We start from the raw sequence: 15,842 nt of genomic DNA on the forward strand, positions 1-15,842 counted from the left end.
CGACCTAACCGCCTGTTCTATTCCTCCTCCTCCTCCTACTCCTCGGTGAATGGGCCGACAGCAATAGCGTCCTGGTCGAGGCGCGCCCATTGCAGAGGCATGCTCCACAACCAACATAGGTGCCGGTAGAAGATCGCCAGCTTTAAGGAGAGCCATTCCATGAGAACAATTCGCATAGAGCTTCCGAAGACCAATAAAGTCGGCACTCGTGATCGACACAGGTCCATCGCCGAAGACACTGTCGTTTTGATTAGTCATAAGGATGAGAGTAAGCTTCCCGCATTCGCTGAGCGCACCTACGCGCCGTTCATCGCGAGTTCGTTCCTTACCGGCATGAACATGATTTCGGTTGGCGAGGTCGTTGCCGATCGCTTAGCAAACGAAACCGACGGCTCCTCCGAGGAAACGAAATACCTCGCCCAACTGCTTGATGATGCGAACAAGGATTTGGGTTCCATTGAGATCGTCGGGGCCACCGCCGAGATTAGCTATCACGGCAAGGTTCTGATCAGGCTCCGTCTGGAGGCACAAGAGCATGATCGCCGGCGCGTCATCGTTCTCGGTGACAGCAAGAACCCCTTGGTCAATCTCAACTCCGAAAGTGTCATCGAAGCGGTAGAACGTAAGTTCTAACCTCCGCAAGGCCGGTGTCCAATCTGGCAAGATGAACACGTTCGAAGCGGATCGGGCACAGGCATTTCAAGACGCCTAACTAGCAACGCAATCCCCCGGTGGAAGCCTGATAAAGATTGCAGCTAACAAGATGACAAGCGCAGGACGCAGCCAGGCTATTATTCATTGGCCTTCTTCCAGGGACATCTTTCGCGTGGCAGGCTCACATGCACCGACGCGGTATGAAGCCCCGCTGCAAATCCGTCGACACCAAACTCAAGGCTGAGAAGTGGGCGCGCGCTTCGAGAGCAAATACCTCGAGCCGATGCACGGTGGACAGCGACCCGAGGCATAGCGTTACTTCTTCACAGTCTCGACAGTATGCGTGCGGGGCTTTGCTTTGGCCGTGGAGACCTTGGTAAAGCGACCGGTGACCGCGCTGCAACCGATTTTCGTTGATTTAGCCATTCTAAATTCACCTCCTTCCGGTAAATATCGGTTACTTCCCTAGGAGACACGGAACGATCGCCGCCTCTCCGGTCAAGTTGCCGGGAAGTCCGGAGGTAGTTGTTTTGCAGGCGGGATTTCAGGGAACATCCGCCCCTTCATCACATCTGCAATACGGCCGAAGTTCAGCCCTGCGTAATAACCCGAGATCCAAGAGTATGGGATCTTCTTTATTCGGGCCAATTTGATGACCGGAACCATGTCCGGAGTCACCCTACGGTCGTGCATGTCCTTTCCTTTCTAGAAAGGCTGTGACCGAATAACGGTTGACGAGATTCCTGAAATGAATCATGGTCGAATTGTGAAGATGTCCGTTACGCGGTCATTTGTTCTGACCCGAAGCCATTTTCGGATCAGTGTTGAACCGAGGCGCACGCGCCGCGGCTCTGCCGCCCTTGTGGCGACTGCTGAAATAACCGGGTGGCTAGACCCCGTTAGATCAGGGAGCGGTTTACACATGGGAACTAACGCTTTTTCGGAGGACTGTTGGGCCCGGTCTACCGGCTGTCAGTCCTCCGAATTCATTTCATTTGATTCTTCCCTCTTTCACGTATTTCGACCACATGACGCGAGCGGCGGCAGGGTTCATGTTGCAGCCCTCAGCCGCAGCGTCAGCATTAGCGAACAGGTGGGCGTGTCGCGACGATAGCATCAACGTTCCAGCGAACTCATCCGCTTGCCATTCGCTATCTGTGTAAATCTTGTCCGTATCCTCCCGCGATCTCGCAAACTTGATATCCCGATGCATAAGGAAGTGTGCAAACTCATGGCACGCGGTAAATCGATCGCGCCGGTTTCCTCGACATGCGCCTTCATAGACATCTTCCCGAAAGATTATCGAATTTGAGCCGGCTAATACCCGACCCTCGTCGTCGCCCATCACCGCCGCCGTTTCGACGTCTATGAAGAAGTCCGGGATTATCTTGTTCAGCTTGAACTCCAGGACGTCCATAATTGGAAACTCGATTTGGTCATTGGGGACGAAAACTTCCCGAACCTTTTCCGCAAATCTGCGAAGCTTGTCGGTTGACATCGGGGGCACCACAATCCCACGACGTTTTCTAAAGAACGGTGCCTCCCCGCCGATCGACTTCAAGACGATTTTCTTCAAAGCCTCCATGAGATCGTTGGGAACGTCGTCAAGCTTGCGAGCAAATGCCGCGACTAGCTCACGTTGCTCTCCGCGCAAATTGTCGACCCTGACTTCTTTGCGGGTCTTCTCAGCAGCCCCACGCAACCGGCGAATCTCCTCGGCCGACAGATTCATCGCCTGTGAGATTTTGTGAAGGTAGCCGTCCGGGATTTGTTTTCGTCCGGTCTCAATTGCGGAAACGAATGCTGTGCTCTGGTCCAGCTTCACAGCAAGGTCCAAGAGGCGCATGTCTCTGTCAAGGCGTAGCTTTCGAAGCTCGACGCCGAATGGTGTAAGCTTTGCCATGGCGAATCTCCCTGCAATCGCTCTCTTGGAGAGAAGAAACCATCCGCGAAGAAAAATCAACCAAGAAGGAAGAAAAATATTTGTATGCGGTTGAGGCACCTCAAGCGACCTACAACCAGTTCGTTACGGGGCTTAGGCGTTAAAGCTTTCGTCTTCCGGGATTGTCGTTTGTTGGCTTAGCCCTTGGCTCCCCGCCAGGGGCATCCTACGCGTGATCGACAACACAGGTTGGAGATCACGATGGCGACGATCAGAAAGCTCAGAGGACGCTGGCAAGCCCAGGTGCGTCGACGCGGCATGAAGCCCCGCTGCAAATCATTCGACACGAAGCAGGAGGCCGAGAAGTGGGCGCGCGAGCTCGAAGCTCAGGTCGATCGCTTCGGTGCCGCACCGGACACCAAAATCCTAGAGACCACGACGCTCGGTGAACTCCTGGAGCGCTACCAGCGCGAGGTCTCGCCGACCAAACGCGGTTCAGTTCAGGAGATCCAGCGGATCGACGTGCTACGCCGTCACGAGCTCGCTTACCGAACGATGATCGGGCTGTCACAGCAGGACATCGCCTCATTCCGTGACGAGCGGCTCCGAGCGGTCGCTCCATCTACCGCTGTGCGGGAACTCGCAATCCTCAGTCACGTCATCGAAGTCGCTATCCGCGATTGGGGGCTGCCGCTCAGTCGCAACGTGGTGAAGCTGGTGCGCCGTCCTGTCATTAAGAACGAACGTAAGCGTCGTCTGAAAGGGAACGAGGAGCAGCGTCTGCTCGACGGTTGTGATGGCGGCAAGATTCCGTTCTTCAAGACACTGATCATTCTCGCCATTGAGACCGGGATGCGTCGCGGTGAAATCCTGGGGCTGCGTTGGAGTGACATCTCGCACAATCGCCGGGTGATCTCGCTCTCGCAGACTAAGAATGGCACTAGCCGTGATGTGCCCATGTCTCAACGAGCATTTGACGCGCTGACAGAATGGCGGGCTCAAGCGGATGTTGATCAGCTTCTCGTTTTCCCGATGAACGCAGGATCCCTCGAGCAAGTCTGGCGCCGCCTTCTGATACGTGTCGATATCAAGGGACTGCGCTTCCACGATCTGCGACACGAAGGCGTGAGCCGCTTGTTCGAGCGAGGGCTGAACGTGATCGAGGTCAGTAGCATCTCCGGTCACAAGGAGCTGCGGATGCTGAAGCGCTATACGCATTTGAGCGCTGACGACCTAGTCTCACGCCTCGGCTAATTTGCCTATCGCTAGCCACCCGACCTTTACATTTTCGAGCTTGAAGACGTGTTATGTAAAGGTCGAAGCAGCAGACCTTTACATAACACCAATTCTTGGTTGCAAGGCGACCTTGTCATAAATCCCGAAATCATTGCGGAAATGACCCGGACCTTTACCGAAAGTTTACATAATCTTTACAAAGCAACCGAAATCGGCGTTTTTGTCCGCGATGTAAAGGTCCTCTAACTCGCCTCGGTTGTGTCGAGCTTATTTCTTGGTGCACTGAGAATCATTTCAGCCGATAGGTTAAATGATAGGTTTTCCATACCTCCAAGGTTCGCTTCGGCACTTACCGAAACACCTTGATTGCCAGCGCCGAAAACATTTCCGGCGCATGCCTGGGCCTCGTGCTGGTAGATTGATCGATGGCACAGCCCTGGTCCGTTTGCGCCAACGATCTTAGCTCTGCTTGACCTCACTGTATTCAGATCTCCCTCGCCCGTGCAACAAACGGACGGTGAGCGGAAGCGCGCTGTCTCTCTCTCCACATCAATTCGGTGCCGACTAGCCTCCCGTGCCTAGACGAAGTGGTGGCTGTTGCGGGCTACTCCCGCATGCAGCCGCACATCGAAGTCCTAGAAATAAGCAAGCTGCTCGATGGGGATGCTTTCCGTGGTGGCGACGAACCGACCGACCTATCCTCCTCAGCCAAAATCGACATAGGAGCTCGTTGGCAAGCGCCGAAGACAATGCCTCGTAATCCGTCGTTTCGAGCGACGGATTGCGCCATGGCGAATCCTCGAGTCAACGCATGGGATATGGCTTGAGAAATTTCTTCTGCGATTTGTGCGGCCCGATGCCGATCTCGCTATAACCGGAAATAGGCAAGCGCTCGCCAACATCCAACAACCAATTGCCGGACGACAACCGTCGCCCGAAGGAGAACCTATGCTTATGGACCAGGCAAAGCTTGCTAAGCGCATTGAAGATGTCGTGCGGATGAGGACGATCCTGCATCCCAAGGACTGGCAGGACGAGAGCCAGCTTATGATGACGCGGTGGTTCGACTACCGCTTCATGTCGCCTATCGAGGCAACTGTGGCCTTCGCCCGCTATTATATTGCAGGACTTCGTGACTACGTGCGGAGGCATGTCGACCGGGAGCTTTCTGAAACGGTGTCCGGCATCAGGAGCGGCGTGCCCACTGCGCGCGTTGCCTGGTTCACCGCCTTGTGGCGGGCGCGGGCGCGCACCGATGCAATTTTCGTTCCTTACGATCTGGTGATCGACTTCAGCTTTGATTTTTCTTCTCGTCGGAAGCGCTACTGGACGATGCTTCCGCATCAGTTACATGCGTCGCCTAAGAATGGCGAAGCATGGTGGGCGGTCTTTGATGAAGCCGTCGAGGATCTGCTTCCGCGTCGCATGCGCACTGTGGCCGACATGCCGCATTACCGGATTGAAAATGATCTCGGTCTCCCGGCTCAGAGGCAGTTCCGTGATCTGATCTTGTCGGAGATGCGGCATCAATATCGTATGCTGAATGAGCAGATTGCAGATTGGGTTTTCGTCAAGCGCCATCTCACGTTGGAGCAGGTGCTTTCTTTGGCGCCGGTGGACGCAGACCGCTCTGAAATTGAGCGTCGGGCGAGGGCTGAAGCAGAAGACCGTGCTTGGGAAGTTCGGCCGGTCATCAAGCTCGACAAGGCGGATTTGCTCCCCAGCTGCTTTGCTGTTGCTGAAACCATCAATGAAACCCGCGCTCCCTGCGACACCTGCGCACTGGTAGATCATTGCAAGACGGCGGCTGCCGAAGCGATCGAGATTACTATTCGCACGACCGGGTCGGGCTCACCCGTATTGAGTGCTGACCGCGCGCGCAAGCGGTTAAACACTCAGAAGTGCCGCAGTAAGACGAAGCCTCTCCCGGCCGGGTCATCAGACTCTGAAAGTGACTGAATAACCGGAAGTGTAACCGCTCTCTATGTGAGCTTCTCTTTAGAGAATAAAATTAACATAGAGAGCGATTACGAAGGAACTCTTCCAGATCAGAGATTCTCTGGAGGACATATTACAGAACTGGATTTGTTCCGGTTCCTCGTTTCTAATCATACACAGCCAAGAGAACTGAAATGGAAATTATTGATACGCGCCGGTTCTTCCGCAACCGCTTCGAATACTATGTAGCCACGAAGGACGGCTCTGGCGCCGGCGTGCGCGATGAAGCCGAAATCTCACTCCAGCGGCTCTGCGAAGTTCTTGAATGTGATCCGGAACCCTTCCCGTGCCGTTACGATGCTGAAATGCGGAAGCTCTGCGGCCATGAATATCTCACTTGGTTCCGTCATGAGCGTAACTACGGCGATGTTGCCCGCTTGGTGAATAGAAAGTTGGCGGGAGAAGATGGTCGCATGCCGCCTGTAGGAGCGCGATGGGTGCATGCCTTGCTGAGGGAGTCTTGCGATAAGCCCGCTCCGTGAGAGTAAAAGAAGCTGGAGCGGCCTAACCAAGCCAGGGTCGCTCCGGATCCTTTGGGTTGGCAGCGAAATCCTTCCCTCCTTGTGACCCTTGACGTCGCTCTTGTTCTGCCGGCGACAACGCTGCAATGACAATCAGAGATACCAAGCTGAAGAAAAATCCGAGGGCGAACCAGCCGAGAGGATCGCGGTTCTTGTTGGCAGCTAAGATCGCACACGCGCCACCAAAGATGAGTCCCGTCGCAAAGATGATCAACGTAAGGTCCATGGTTTTCAGGTCCGTCAAGAGCGACCGAGAGCGAAAGGGAACCTTTGTCCGATACACGGTAGCTATAATCGTTGATCTGGTCGCACCCTGTAGTTTCAAGGACTTCCGTGTCAGCTTCATTTTAAACCCGACAGAGCGAAAAGGTTCCTTTAAGTCAATGGCTTAGGATGAATGAGGTAAGCCATGAAAATGATCGGGTATGCGCGGGTTTCCACTTTAGAGCAGAGCTTGGACCTACAGATCTCAGCACTCCGAGCTGCAGGGTGCTGCGAGCTGTTTACCGATCACGGCATATCCGGTGCTGATTTTCGTCGGCCAGGCTTGCTAAAGGCGCTTAGGCACATGAGTGCCGGAGATATGCTGGTCGTATGGCGGCTTGATCGCCTAGGTCGCTCACTCATCGATCTCATCCAGACCGTGAACAACCTCTCGAGGCGTGGATGTGACTTCCGATCGCTGAACGAATGCATTGATACATCGTCATCAGGTGGTCGGCTACTCTTCCATGTGATGGGTGCCATGGCCGAGTTCGAACGGTCCATAATAAGCGAGCGAACGAAGGCGGGCATGGATGCTGCAAGGGCTCGTGGCGCTCGAATAGGTCGCCGCCCATCAATGACAGCGGAGCAGGCTGAGGCGGCACGACATGCAGTCGACATAGAGTTTAAGGAGCTCTCCGACGTTGCCGCAGAATATGGTGTTCATCCGAAGACATTGGCTAGAGTGCTTCGAAATTCGATCGGACCGACAATCTCTCTATCAGCCAGTGCTCCGACGATTTGATTACGCCAAGCTTGCGCTACAGCGTCAAGCTGACGACATGCCCACCGAGGTATCCGCCGATACAGAGGCCGGCTAACTACCAAGAACCACTAACGACTGCGGCTACACCAAGTATCAACAAGATATAAAGGGTTTTAGGCTAGCGGGGAGGAGGTATCGATATCTGAGTGTGTATAAATGAACCCCATTATCCTGCTTCCAATCACTCCCACGATAAACCTGCCATTTCCTCTGATGGTTTGTGTCACCGCAATTTTACTATCGATCTCAGGTATTGCGCTGATGGTAGGCGTAGTATGGGGACTATCGGTTCGAGGCCTTGAGAGCAGGCGACGGCTTGCCCACGCCGGCATCCGAACTCATAAGACCCTGGCCGCTCTCTATGCTGCTGCGTTCACAAATTCTGCTATCAGCACTGACATAACGACAATACTCTTTCTGGGTGTCGGGGCTGCTGGTCACTTTTTTGCCGCTAAAAGTGTCAGGAAAGATACGCTGTTTTCGCCGGCTAAGATTAAATCTCGCCATCCCCGCTTGGCCTCTGATAGGTCGTCGAGCTCGACCACAAATGAAGGCGTGTAACCGCCGTTTCAGTCATATCGACAGGGAGACTCGATGACGCGTTTGGCAAGGCGAGCGCTGCGAAGCGACGTTCAGGACCGCCGAGCCAGCCAGTGAGCTTTCTTCTCGCTGTAGTTCATCTGATCGAAGGCCTGGCGCTTTTCGAAATGCTGCGTGCCATATGCTCATCCCTCACATCAGCCGCAACCCGATCCTAACAAATCGCTGCGCGCCGGCAAATTATCTGGACAAGCGCAACAAAGCGAATAGAAATTTGGGACACAATCTGTGGACACATCCGAGGTGAATCTTGAGCGATATCAAACTGTTTCACTTTGGCAGTGGCGAGACATGGGGTTTGGGGCAAACCGGTAGACCGACAAGATCACGCACAGATTGCCATTGCAACATGGCGATTGGATAAGTCATGAGGCGCACGCGTCAAAAACAGGTTAGCTATCTTGAAGGCGTCGCTCTTGGCGCGTTCCTCGCGACATTGGTGTTTCTGATCGCATTTATGTTCATCGATTTTCATATGGAAAACGATGATTGGGTGAGCTTCTTCGGAAACATGGTAGTGGCGCTGTTCTCCATCGGCGCTGCGTTGTTCGCCTTGCAAGGTAACAAGGCGCAACTACAGCAAGCAGTCGATTTGGAGGAGGAGCGCAGGCTTCGTTCTCTAGCGGCTGCCAGATCTATGCTGCCCGCAGTGCTGTCGGAAATCTGCAAAGTCGCTCAGAATAATCTCCGGTTGCGATTCGCTAGTGGGAACGAACCAATCGGTTTCGAGCTACCGCCTGCGACTGTTTTCCAGACTCTACCCGAGGGCGCCATTCCTGTGCTCAAGGAAGTTATTCAGAATGCAGACCCATCTACGCAAGACCGCTTGAGCAATATTTTACGGCACTTCCAAGTGTTTGAAACCAGGCGATCTGGAGCAGAAATTGCAGTGTTGCAGCCTCATGCAACCGAACAGCAACTACCGATCCACAATGCGATTTCGGAAGCACTCGGGTGGGCTGCGGTGCATGCCATGGCCGAGAGCGCTTTTAGCTTTGCGCGCGGAACAGCGCACTCGATCCCCCTAGCCATCAGTGCCGCGGATGTCCGACGAGCATTTTTCACCGCCGGCATCATCTTAGAGAATTACCCCAATCTTGAACAGATACTGGACGTAAGAGCTCAGAACGGACGGCTAGAGTTGCGCTGGGACGCAGACGCATGAGAAACCGTCCTCCGGCTGCAGACGAAGACTATGGGAGGTCCTGAGCTATGAACTACGATGAGCAGGTAGGCCGGGTCGTGAAAATCTTCATCACCGGAAAAGATCCCCGCAGTCTCCGAACTGTCGAGCTTGATAACTGGACAGGTGTCGCGATTACCGGGCAACCTGAATTCTTCAAGAAGGCGCTGGAAGCGGAAGTGCTGGCGCGCTCGTGTGTGTATCTGCTGATCAAGAGCGGCGCTGACGACGATCTACCGGAGATCTATGTCGGAGAGAGCGATGACTTCTCCCAGCGCTACACGAGTGGCAAATTTCCAATCGAGTTTGACACTTTCCTGATTTTCACCAGCAAGGACGACAATTTAACGCGTGCGCATGTGAAGTGGTTGGAGGAGAAACTGTGGTCCATTCTTCGGGGCAACAGCGGCAAGGTAGTTGTCGCCAACGCGAACAAGCCAACAAGCTCGAATTTACCTCGCGCCGACATCGCGACTATGCAAACCTATCTAGGGAATATGATCTATGTATTGGAAGCACTGGGCTACGATCTGTTTTCGGTAAATGAAAGAACCTCCGCGTCACCAGCGGGGCAGGTGGAGCAGCGCCGCACTGAGGTCCAGAACCTGATCATCGATCTCTATGCCACGCTGCCAAAGCGGCTCAATGACCGCGCGTTCCTGCGCTATGAGGACGGAGCGTATGTGCTGACGTCCGGTTCGAAGGTTAACGCCAAGACCACGGAGAGTCTGCCGTCTAACGTGCGAAAGCTACGTGAGCAGCTACTCCAGGACGGCGGGCTTCTTGACCGTGGCGACCACCTGGAACTCACCCGAGACATCCCATTTTCCAAGCCCTCGCCCGCCTCCGCTCTCGTCAAGGGGCGAAGCTCGACCGGGTATCAGGATTGGCTGAGAACCGCAGATGGAGTGCCGCTTGGTGCCGTGCTTGGTATCGCTGCAGCAGGGGACATGGTTGAAGCGGCGCAGTAAGGCCACACGTGGCGCAATCGGTCATTGGTTGCCAGCCTGCCTTTTGATCGCTATGAGACAGCCCGCGCGAAACAAGCGCCGACCAGCACCGCGGAGAGGTGGCAGAGTGGTTGAATGCACCGCACTCGAAATGCGGCATGCCTGCAAGGGCATCGGGGGTTCGAATCCCCCCCTCTCCGCCAGATTTTATTTGAAATCAAATGGTTGGGAAGCCTCGGCATCTGCCGAGAGCCTTTGCCGTTGAGTGGCTTCGATCACAAATCATCGCGGGCCACGCTGACGGCGCGTCCGTTGTAGTTGGGCACTATTCAAGCCGTTGCGATGTGATTCAGCCGAAGCTCTCGACTGCCCTCTCAATCCCGGGCCGGGCCTTCGCCAGGTCATCGCGGTTCATGACCGCCTTGATCTCAACGCTGGCATCAAACGCAAGGAACCATGGCTCAGCAACGGCCGGCATCTCCGAGGTATCCGTCATGTCGAAGAAAATCAGGCCCGTTCTTTTCCCGTCGAATTCAGTGAAGTAGGCCGCTTCGGGTTTGAGATCAGCAAGGATGGATTGAATCTTGGTGACGAGGCTGCCGTCTTTGATTGCTGCGTTTCCCTTGTCAACGGGAAGCGAAACTTTGAGCATCATTCGCATTTCTATTCTCCTTTTTCCTGCATATGTGGCGTTCAGCGACGCCTCATGTCCGACGAGCGGGTCGAGGAGGCCGTGCTTTACGCTGCTTTAAGCATCTCCGTATATAAGAATACGATGAGATACGTCATCGCTGCTTTTATTTTAGCGTGTTTCGTTACCTGGGATTTTGCCGAGAAAAAGGGATCCTTCTCTTTGGCGGCTCTGGATACCATCACTCATTATGCGAAGCAGCCATCTCGAATTCTACAAAGGCTAGCGCCTCGATAATAAGTAGCGCACGCTTCCTTATTCCATACGCATTGGAATCTCGGAGATTTGGATTTTCTAACTTGCGTTCGGGATTTCTGCCGCCTCCATAGCTCAGAGGCCGATGGCAAGCACAAGTGCGCAGGCGCAGTATGAAGCCTCGCTGTAGGCTACGTTGAACCAGAAATCCTCCCGTTCTCAATCAACCGCGATTTGCCTCGGGCGCTGATCTGGGACACAGCGGGAGGCACTTGTCATCCAAGAACACAGTAGCAGTTCGAAGCACGTAACGCTTTTATTAGATATTAGATATACGCTTGCAAGGAGAAGTATTAGCAGACGTGAGGAGTCGCTAATCGTGGTTCTGCGTATTCGAAAATCCTTGCTTCGAAAAGGAATGTATATTGAAGCGGTAGAATGCGCTGACTTGGAGTTCTCCGGACGACGCTTCCTGCTTGAAACGGATTCCGCCCTGCATTCCATACTCGCCTCTTCGGCGGAATACGTTCTGATCAACCGTGCAAAAAGCAATGTCGATTGCGGCTTGCCTGTTTCCCGCCAGCCGGACGAACACGTCCAGCCCAAGTCTCTGCGTGAATCAGACCAGCGCACACGGATCCAGCATGCGGTATCTCAAGTAACCGCGACTTTGCGGGACGGTTTTGACGAGATCAAATCAGGCAAGTTCGATATCGATCGATTCGCCCCCGCCGCCATGAACATCACCGCTTCCTTAATCGCCTCGCCCCATGTCTTGGTCGAGGTCACGCGGCTAAAGACCAAGGATGAGGGAACGTATATTCACTCGCTCGCGGTCAGCGGGCTCATGACGGGGCTCGGCCACCTGTCGGACCTGGGAGAGGAAACGACAAGGGAATTAACCATAGCCGGGCTGTTGCATGATCTTGGCAAGTTGCTAATACCCAACGCTATCCTCAACAAGAGCGGACAGCTGACAGACGCCGAGCGGCATGTAATGCGCACCCATCCTGAGCGTGGCTACCTCCGCCTTAAGCAGCATCCGGAGGTATCTGACCTGATTCTCGAAATCTGCCGATTTCACCACGAAGCCCTTGACGGAAGCGGCTACCCGCTTGGCCTTCGAGCTGATCGACTGAGTTTACCTGTTCGCATATGCACCGTGTGCGACGTGTTTGACGCCCTTACGAGCGTCCGCCCCTACAAGCGCGCATGGACCAGCACAGAAGCGCTGAAGTGGATGTTCGATAGGGGACATCTCTTCGACAGGAGACTGGTCCTGCGGCTCGGAAGCCTGATTAACTAAGTACAGTTTGGTCTGATGGTTTGCCGAGGAGAAAACCCGTTCCAGGAGTTCAAAAGTCGATCCGGCTCGCCGAGCAGTGAATAAAGGCATGCGAGATTTAATAGGTGAGGATGCCGGGATAATCCTTGGCTCACCTCCCGGGGCGCCCTAGGCGCGATCTTCAAGATCCGCTGGAGACCACATGGCGACAATCAGAAAACTAAGAGGGCGTCTGGCTGGTGCCGTTGCAGATGATCCTTCGTCACTGTCCTGCGGCCGCCCAGAATCCGGCCTTCTTCGCGTGCTTGCCCCTCAGATCTGCAACATAGCCGGGATGTGAGGCAAAAGTGTCGAAGTCGCAAATCTTCGTCGACAGTCGCTCACATTCAACGAGATGTCGCGCGGCAAAGCGATAGCGACTGGATTTCGCTCGATCGAGCGTAAAGTCAATCATAGCCCGCAGGACGATGGTCGCTGCCAACGGATACTTCTCCTGCAGATGCTCGGACGCCGGTGTCAAAAGTTCATAGTGATCGCCATCAAGTTCGGCTGCACGCGCGCGAATGAGCGTCGCAGCCCTGTCGAGCGCCGGCCATGACAGCAGGAAGGCGAGCGCCTGGTGGACATCCGAGAAGTGGCTCACACAATCGAAGGCGTTTTCCTCTGCTTCGAGATCATCGAAATCCGGTAGGCGCTTCAGAAAAGCTCGCAGGTGCCGCTCGTTCAGCGATTGTTCGAAGCACTGCCAGCGAAAGGCCTGCGCTTCGTCCCTCCGCCCCAGAGCTTCAAGCGCATCGACGCGGGCCTTTTCCCACTCGAACGGGGATTGTCGGCCCTTCATCTCAATGCGATTTATGGCATCCCATGCCTCTCCGGCCCGGCCCGCCTTCAGCAGTCGCTGGGCGATTTCTGCCGCAATCATCGGCACGGATCTCGCCTGCTCGCTCTGCTGCGCGATGAAGGCATCAACGTCGCCCTGGGCATCGGCGATCTGCTCCAATGCTGACCTGATCGTTCTGTCGCGATGGCGGAGATTGAATTCGTCTTCGTAAACCGGGCCACTGCTTGGCCAACCGATCACGACAAGGCCTGCCTCAGTCGGCGTATCGACCGGCGCTTTTGCCCAATCGTCGAACAACGACTTCAGCCGGTCGAGGCCTTCCGCACCCAGCGCCGGCGACAGATTCTCGATCAGGCGATCATCTCGACGGCGCCTCTCCCTTGGTTGAGATCGATGGGTGCCGGTAATCCTTGGTTCACCTCCAAGGACACACGCTTGATCCTTCAATATTCATTGGAGATCGCATGAAGACGATCGAAAGTTCAGAGGACGCTGGCAAGCTCAGGCATAATGATGAATTGAAGCACTCGACGCGCTTAGCCATTGCGCTGGCCTTTTTTGCCGTTTCCAGGTCGCAATCGCTGGCGAGCCGTTCTGAACCCAAACGTCGCAAACCGATAGTCCTCGTAAACGAGGTTGATCTCGCGGACTCGCAACTAGGTCTCCGGCGGTTGGGTAATATGTCGGGTAAGTGCCTTGCCCAAAACGAACAACCCTCTGTTAACGAGTTGCGTTCAGATTAATATCACCGCCTTTCTAGTGGATGATCCGCCTTGTCTTTGATTTTGAGCGCTCCTGGCCGCGTTGCAGGTGTGCCGGACCGAACATTATACGCCATGGAAATGCAAAACATTATCTTTTACCTCCCGTCGAGCCTTTTCCTTATCATGGCTTTCGTCTTTCTTCTTCTATGGCGTATTGGACTTTCTTCGTCATGGCAGTGGGGAGCGGGCTTCGCGCAGACCGCGAGCGGCTTTGCTCTCTCGTCGTTTCCGATTGAACCGACATTCGACCAATTTACCTCAGGCATTTTATACATTGGCGCGGCTTACTCTTATGGCAGCGCGATCCTTATTCATTTTGAACAACCTTTGTGGCAATGGACGCGGCGCGCACTGGCAATAGGCTTTTTGGCACCGCATACCTATCTCGTCTTGATCATCCCTAGTCTGCGCTGGGATCTGTTCCTGATTGAGATCGTGTTTGCCTGCCTACTCGGATCGACCATCTGGCTTGCCGCAAGTAGGGCAAAGTTCGCAGCAGACGTTGCGTTCATTATCGCGAGCTCACTTGTGGTGATCGATTGTCTCGTGAGAGGCGTGGTTTTCACCTTTCTCATCCAGACCAGCGACGAGATGGCTGACTTCCTGCACTCTGCCTACAATCTTTCCGTCCACGTTTCGACGATAACCGTCTGCATGCTCTTTCCGTTCTCGGCAATCGCAGCAATGACCGCTGCTGCCGTCAACAGACACCGTAATGCCGCGGAGCAGGATCCGCTGACCAGTCTCTTGAACCGTCGAGGTTTTGAGCAGGCCACTCAAAGATCGAGCGGGGGAACGCTGCTCACCGGCGCGATCATTGTTTGCGACATCGATCATTTCAAGAAAATCAACGATAGCTTCGGCCATGCAACCGGCGATCACGTCATTGTTGAAGTTTCGAAAGAGCTGTTAAAAATCCAAAATCAAAAGACGCATATCGCGCGCTTTGGCGGAGAAGAGTTCGTACTTTTTGTTTTGGACGCATCCGAAATAGAAGTTGCTCAGATTGCAGAGACGTTGAGAGAAAAGATTGCGACCCGACGCTGGGTCGACTTAGGTTTCGATCGCAAAGTCACAGCAAGCTTTGGTGTCGCAGAGTTGGATCTTTCCGACTTCTCAGTGGATGCCGCAATCGATCGAGCTGATCGAGCCCTCTATCTCGCGAAACTTGCCGGGCGCAACCAGGTGGCCTTGGCATCGTCTATTCAGGAAAAACACTTGGGATCAGCCGGTGCGATGAAAAGCAAGACCGCGCGGCCGTCTAGCAGACCCACAGCCGCGAGCGTCTAACGCACAAAAGATCGAAATCTCCACGTCTTCGATTGGCAGCGCGACGGATGTAGCGTGGCCCACAGTGGTCGATATAGCCCACAGCTACTTCCTAGGGCGTCCTGCGCAATCCCAACAACCCGTTGGAGATCACATGGCGACCATCGGTAAGCTAAGAGGCGGTGGCAAGTGCACGGTGCTTGGGCTTGTAACTTGCTCCAAATGTCAATTTAAGCTGATGATCTTCGCCGGCGAAAAACTCTGGAGCTTCTTGACGCCGCTCACCATGCCTTTGCCCAGGGGCAGGCAGGCAGTGTGTACGGTCGCCAAATGTATGGGGTCATGCATTATTGGGACGACGATCATCCTGAGTGGGATGCAGAGCAACACGCCTTCGCGGCGGCGTGGCGGAGCCAGCCGAAATGGGTCGTTCTCGCGCTCGTTGAAATCGGTCGGCCCCAACGCCACGCTTGTTGAGGATGATCTCGAGGGCGCGATCCGTGAGCTGAAGGCCGAGAAATCCGTCAGAAAACTACCTGTTCCGGAGCTTTCAGGTTCGAAGCGGAGCGGCAGCTTCGCGCCCACATCCGGACCTTGCTGGGGATGCCGCGAAGGTCACCTCTCGACCCGAAGGGTCCGTTTGTCGCACGGTCATCCACGTGACGCCATGACCCTGAGCCGACCTCCATCGATCCCTTTAATTGCGATTGGGGACGTTTGCGGAACGGATGCCAATTGGGAAC

The 15,842-nt window shown here is 54.6% G+C and carries 13 protein-coding genes, 1 tRNA gene and 1 pseudogene; 12 read left to right on the plus strand and 3 right to left on the minus strand.

All coding sequences use genetic code 11. The features are described from left to right. The first annotated feature begins 159 nt into the window (after positions 1–159). Positions 160–633, plus strand: a complete 474-nt coding sequence (locus ACZ9DP_RS36160) for a hypothetical protein (RefSeq protein ID WP_476205246.1) — start codon at positions 160–162, stop codon at positions 631–633. 1,012 nt (positions 634–1,645) lie between these two features. Here the strand turns inward: ACZ9DP_RS36160 and ACZ9DP_RS36165 are convergent. Further along, positions 1,646–2,557 carry a helix-turn-helix domain-containing protein gene (locus ACZ9DP_RS36165; protein ID WP_476205247.1) on the minus strand — a complete coding sequence of 304 codons (912 nt, stop codon included), beginning with the start codon at positions 2,555–2,557 and terminating at the stop codon, positions 1,646–1,648. A gap of 240 nt (positions 2,558–2,797) precedes the next feature. Here ACZ9DP_RS36165 and ACZ9DP_RS36170 point away from each other — a divergent pair, with 240 nt between their 5' ends. The 7 genes from ACZ9DP_RS36170 (at position 2,798) to ACZ9DP_RS36200 (ending at position 10,257) form a co-directional block, all read left to right on the plus strand. Then, positions 2,798–3,790, plus strand: a complete 993-nt coding sequence (locus ACZ9DP_RS36170; protein WP_476205248.1) for a site-specific integrase — start codon at positions 2,798–2,800, stop codon at positions 3,788–3,790. A 936-nt stretch (positions 3,791–4,726) separates the two neighbouring features. Continuing rightward, positions 4,727–5,731, plus strand: a complete 1,005-nt coding sequence (locus ACZ9DP_RS36175; RefSeq protein ID WP_476205250.1) for a hypothetical protein — start codon at positions 4,727–4,729, stop codon at positions 5,729–5,731. 173 nt (positions 5,732–5,904) lie between these two features. Next, the gene (locus ACZ9DP_RS36180; protein ID WP_476205251.1) at positions 5,905–6,252 is read left to right on the plus strand and encodes a hypothetical protein; all 348 of its coding nucleotides are present in this window, start codon (positions 5,905–5,907) and stop codon (positions 6,250–6,252) included. A 448-nt stretch (positions 6,253–6,700) separates the two neighbouring features. Beyond that, a complete protein-coding gene (locus ACZ9DP_RS36185; RefSeq protein WP_476205252.1) occupies positions 6,701–7,300 on the plus strand; it encodes a recombinase family protein in 600 nt (199 codons plus the stop codon). Between the two features lie 988 nt (positions 7,301–8,288). Continuing rightward, a complete protein-coding gene (locus tag ACZ9DP_RS36190) occupies positions 8,289–9,086 on the plus strand; it encodes a hypothetical protein (RefSeq protein WP_476205253.1) in 798 nt (265 codons plus the stop codon). A gap of 47 nt (positions 9,087–9,133) precedes the next feature. Further along, on the plus strand, positions 9,134–10,075 hold the full coding sequence (locus ACZ9DP_RS36195; protein ID WP_476205254.1) for a DUF4357 domain-containing protein: 942 nt from the start codon (positions 9,134–9,136) through the stop codon (positions 10,073–10,075). A gap of 92 nt (positions 10,076–10,167) precedes the next feature. Beyond that, positions 10,168–10,257 (plus strand) — tRNA-Ser (locus ACZ9DP_RS36200). A 146-nt stretch (positions 10,258–10,403) separates the two neighbouring features. Here the strand turns inward: ACZ9DP_RS36200 and ACZ9DP_RS36205 are convergent. After that, complete coding sequence (locus tag ACZ9DP_RS36205; RefSeq protein ID WP_022717525.1) at positions 10,404–10,715, minus strand: hypothetical protein; 312 nt, start codon at positions 10,713–10,715, stop codon at positions 10,404–10,406. Between the two features lie 604 nt (positions 10,716–11,319). On the opposite strand from ACZ9DP_RS36205, the gene ACZ9DP_RS36210 reads away from it, so the two are divergent. Further along, positions 11,320–12,246: an HD-GYP domain-containing protein gene (locus ACZ9DP_RS36210; protein WP_476205255.1), complete on the plus strand. Its 927-nt coding sequence runs from the start codon at positions 11,320–11,322 to the stop codon at positions 12,244–12,246. Between the two features lie 241 nt (positions 12,247–12,487). Here ACZ9DP_RS36210 and ACZ9DP_RS36215 read toward each other — a convergent pair whose 3' ends face one another. After that, complete coding sequence (locus tag ACZ9DP_RS36215; RefSeq protein WP_476205256.1) at positions 12,488–13,513, minus strand: DUF6880 family protein; 1,026 nt, start codon at positions 13,511–13,513, stop codon at positions 12,488–12,490. Positions 13,514–13,530: 17 nt separating this feature from the next. Between ACZ9DP_RS36215 and ACZ9DP_RS36220 the strand changes: the two genes are divergently transcribed. From ACZ9DP_RS36220 to ACZ9DP_RS36230, 3 genes and pseudogenes are all read left to right on the plus strand, one after another. Then, on the plus strand, positions 13,531–13,809 hold the full coding sequence (locus ACZ9DP_RS36220; protein ID WP_074070046.1) for a hypothetical protein: 279 nt from the start codon (positions 13,531–13,533) through the stop codon (positions 13,807–13,809). Between the two features lie 30 nt (positions 13,810–13,839). Further along, complete coding sequence (locus ACZ9DP_RS36225; RefSeq protein ID WP_476205257.1) at positions 13,840–15,120, plus strand: GGDEF domain-containing protein; 1,281 nt, start codon at positions 13,840–13,842, stop codon at positions 15,118–15,120. A gap of 240 nt (positions 15,121–15,360) precedes the next feature. Then, positions 15,361–15,619, plus strand: a pseudogene (locus tag ACZ9DP_RS36230) (dihydrofolate reductase family protein); the annotation flags it as partial. Positions 15,620–15,842: the final 223 nt, after the last annotated feature.

Source organism: Rhizobium sp. USDA 4016, from assembly GCF_056279705.1.

Coding starts and splice junctions, on each gene's coding strand:
- ACZ9DP_RS36160 (WP_476205246.1), top strand. CDS start 160: ATGAGAACAATTCGCATAGAGCTTCCGAAGACCAATAAAGTCGGCACT.
- ACZ9DP_RS36165 (WP_476205247.1), bottom strand. CDS start 2,557: ATGGCAAAGCTTACACCATTCGGCGTCGAGCTTCGAAAGCTACGCCTT.
- ACZ9DP_RS36170 (WP_476205248.1), top strand. CDS start 2,798: ATGGCGACGATCAGAAAGCTCAGAGGACGCTGGCAAGCCCAGGTGCGT.
- ACZ9DP_RS36175 (WP_476205250.1), top strand. CDS start 4,727: ATGGACCAGGCAAAGCTTGCTAAGCGCATTGAAGATGTCGTGCGGATG.
- ACZ9DP_RS36180 (WP_476205251.1), top strand. CDS start 5,905: ATGGAAATTATTGATACGCGCCGGTTCTTCCGCAACCGCTTCGAATAC.
- ACZ9DP_RS36185 (WP_476205252.1), top strand. CDS start 6,701: ATGAAAATGATCGGGTATGCGCGGGTTTCCACTTTAGAGCAGAGCTTG.
- ACZ9DP_RS36190 (WP_476205253.1), top strand. CDS start 8,289: ATGAGGCGCACGCGTCAAAAACAGGTTAGCTATCTTGAAGGCGTCGCT.
- ACZ9DP_RS36195 (WP_476205254.1), top strand. CDS start 9,134: ATGAACTACGATGAGCAGGTAGGCCGGGTCGTGAAAATCTTCATCACC.
- ACZ9DP_RS36205 (WP_022717525.1), bottom strand. CDS start 10,715: ATGCGAATGATGCTCAAAGTTTCGCTTCCCGTTGACAAGGGAAACGCA.
- ACZ9DP_RS36220 (WP_074070046.1), top strand. CDS start 13,531: ATGAAGACGATCGAAAGTTCAGAGGACGCTGGCAAGCTCAGGCATAAT.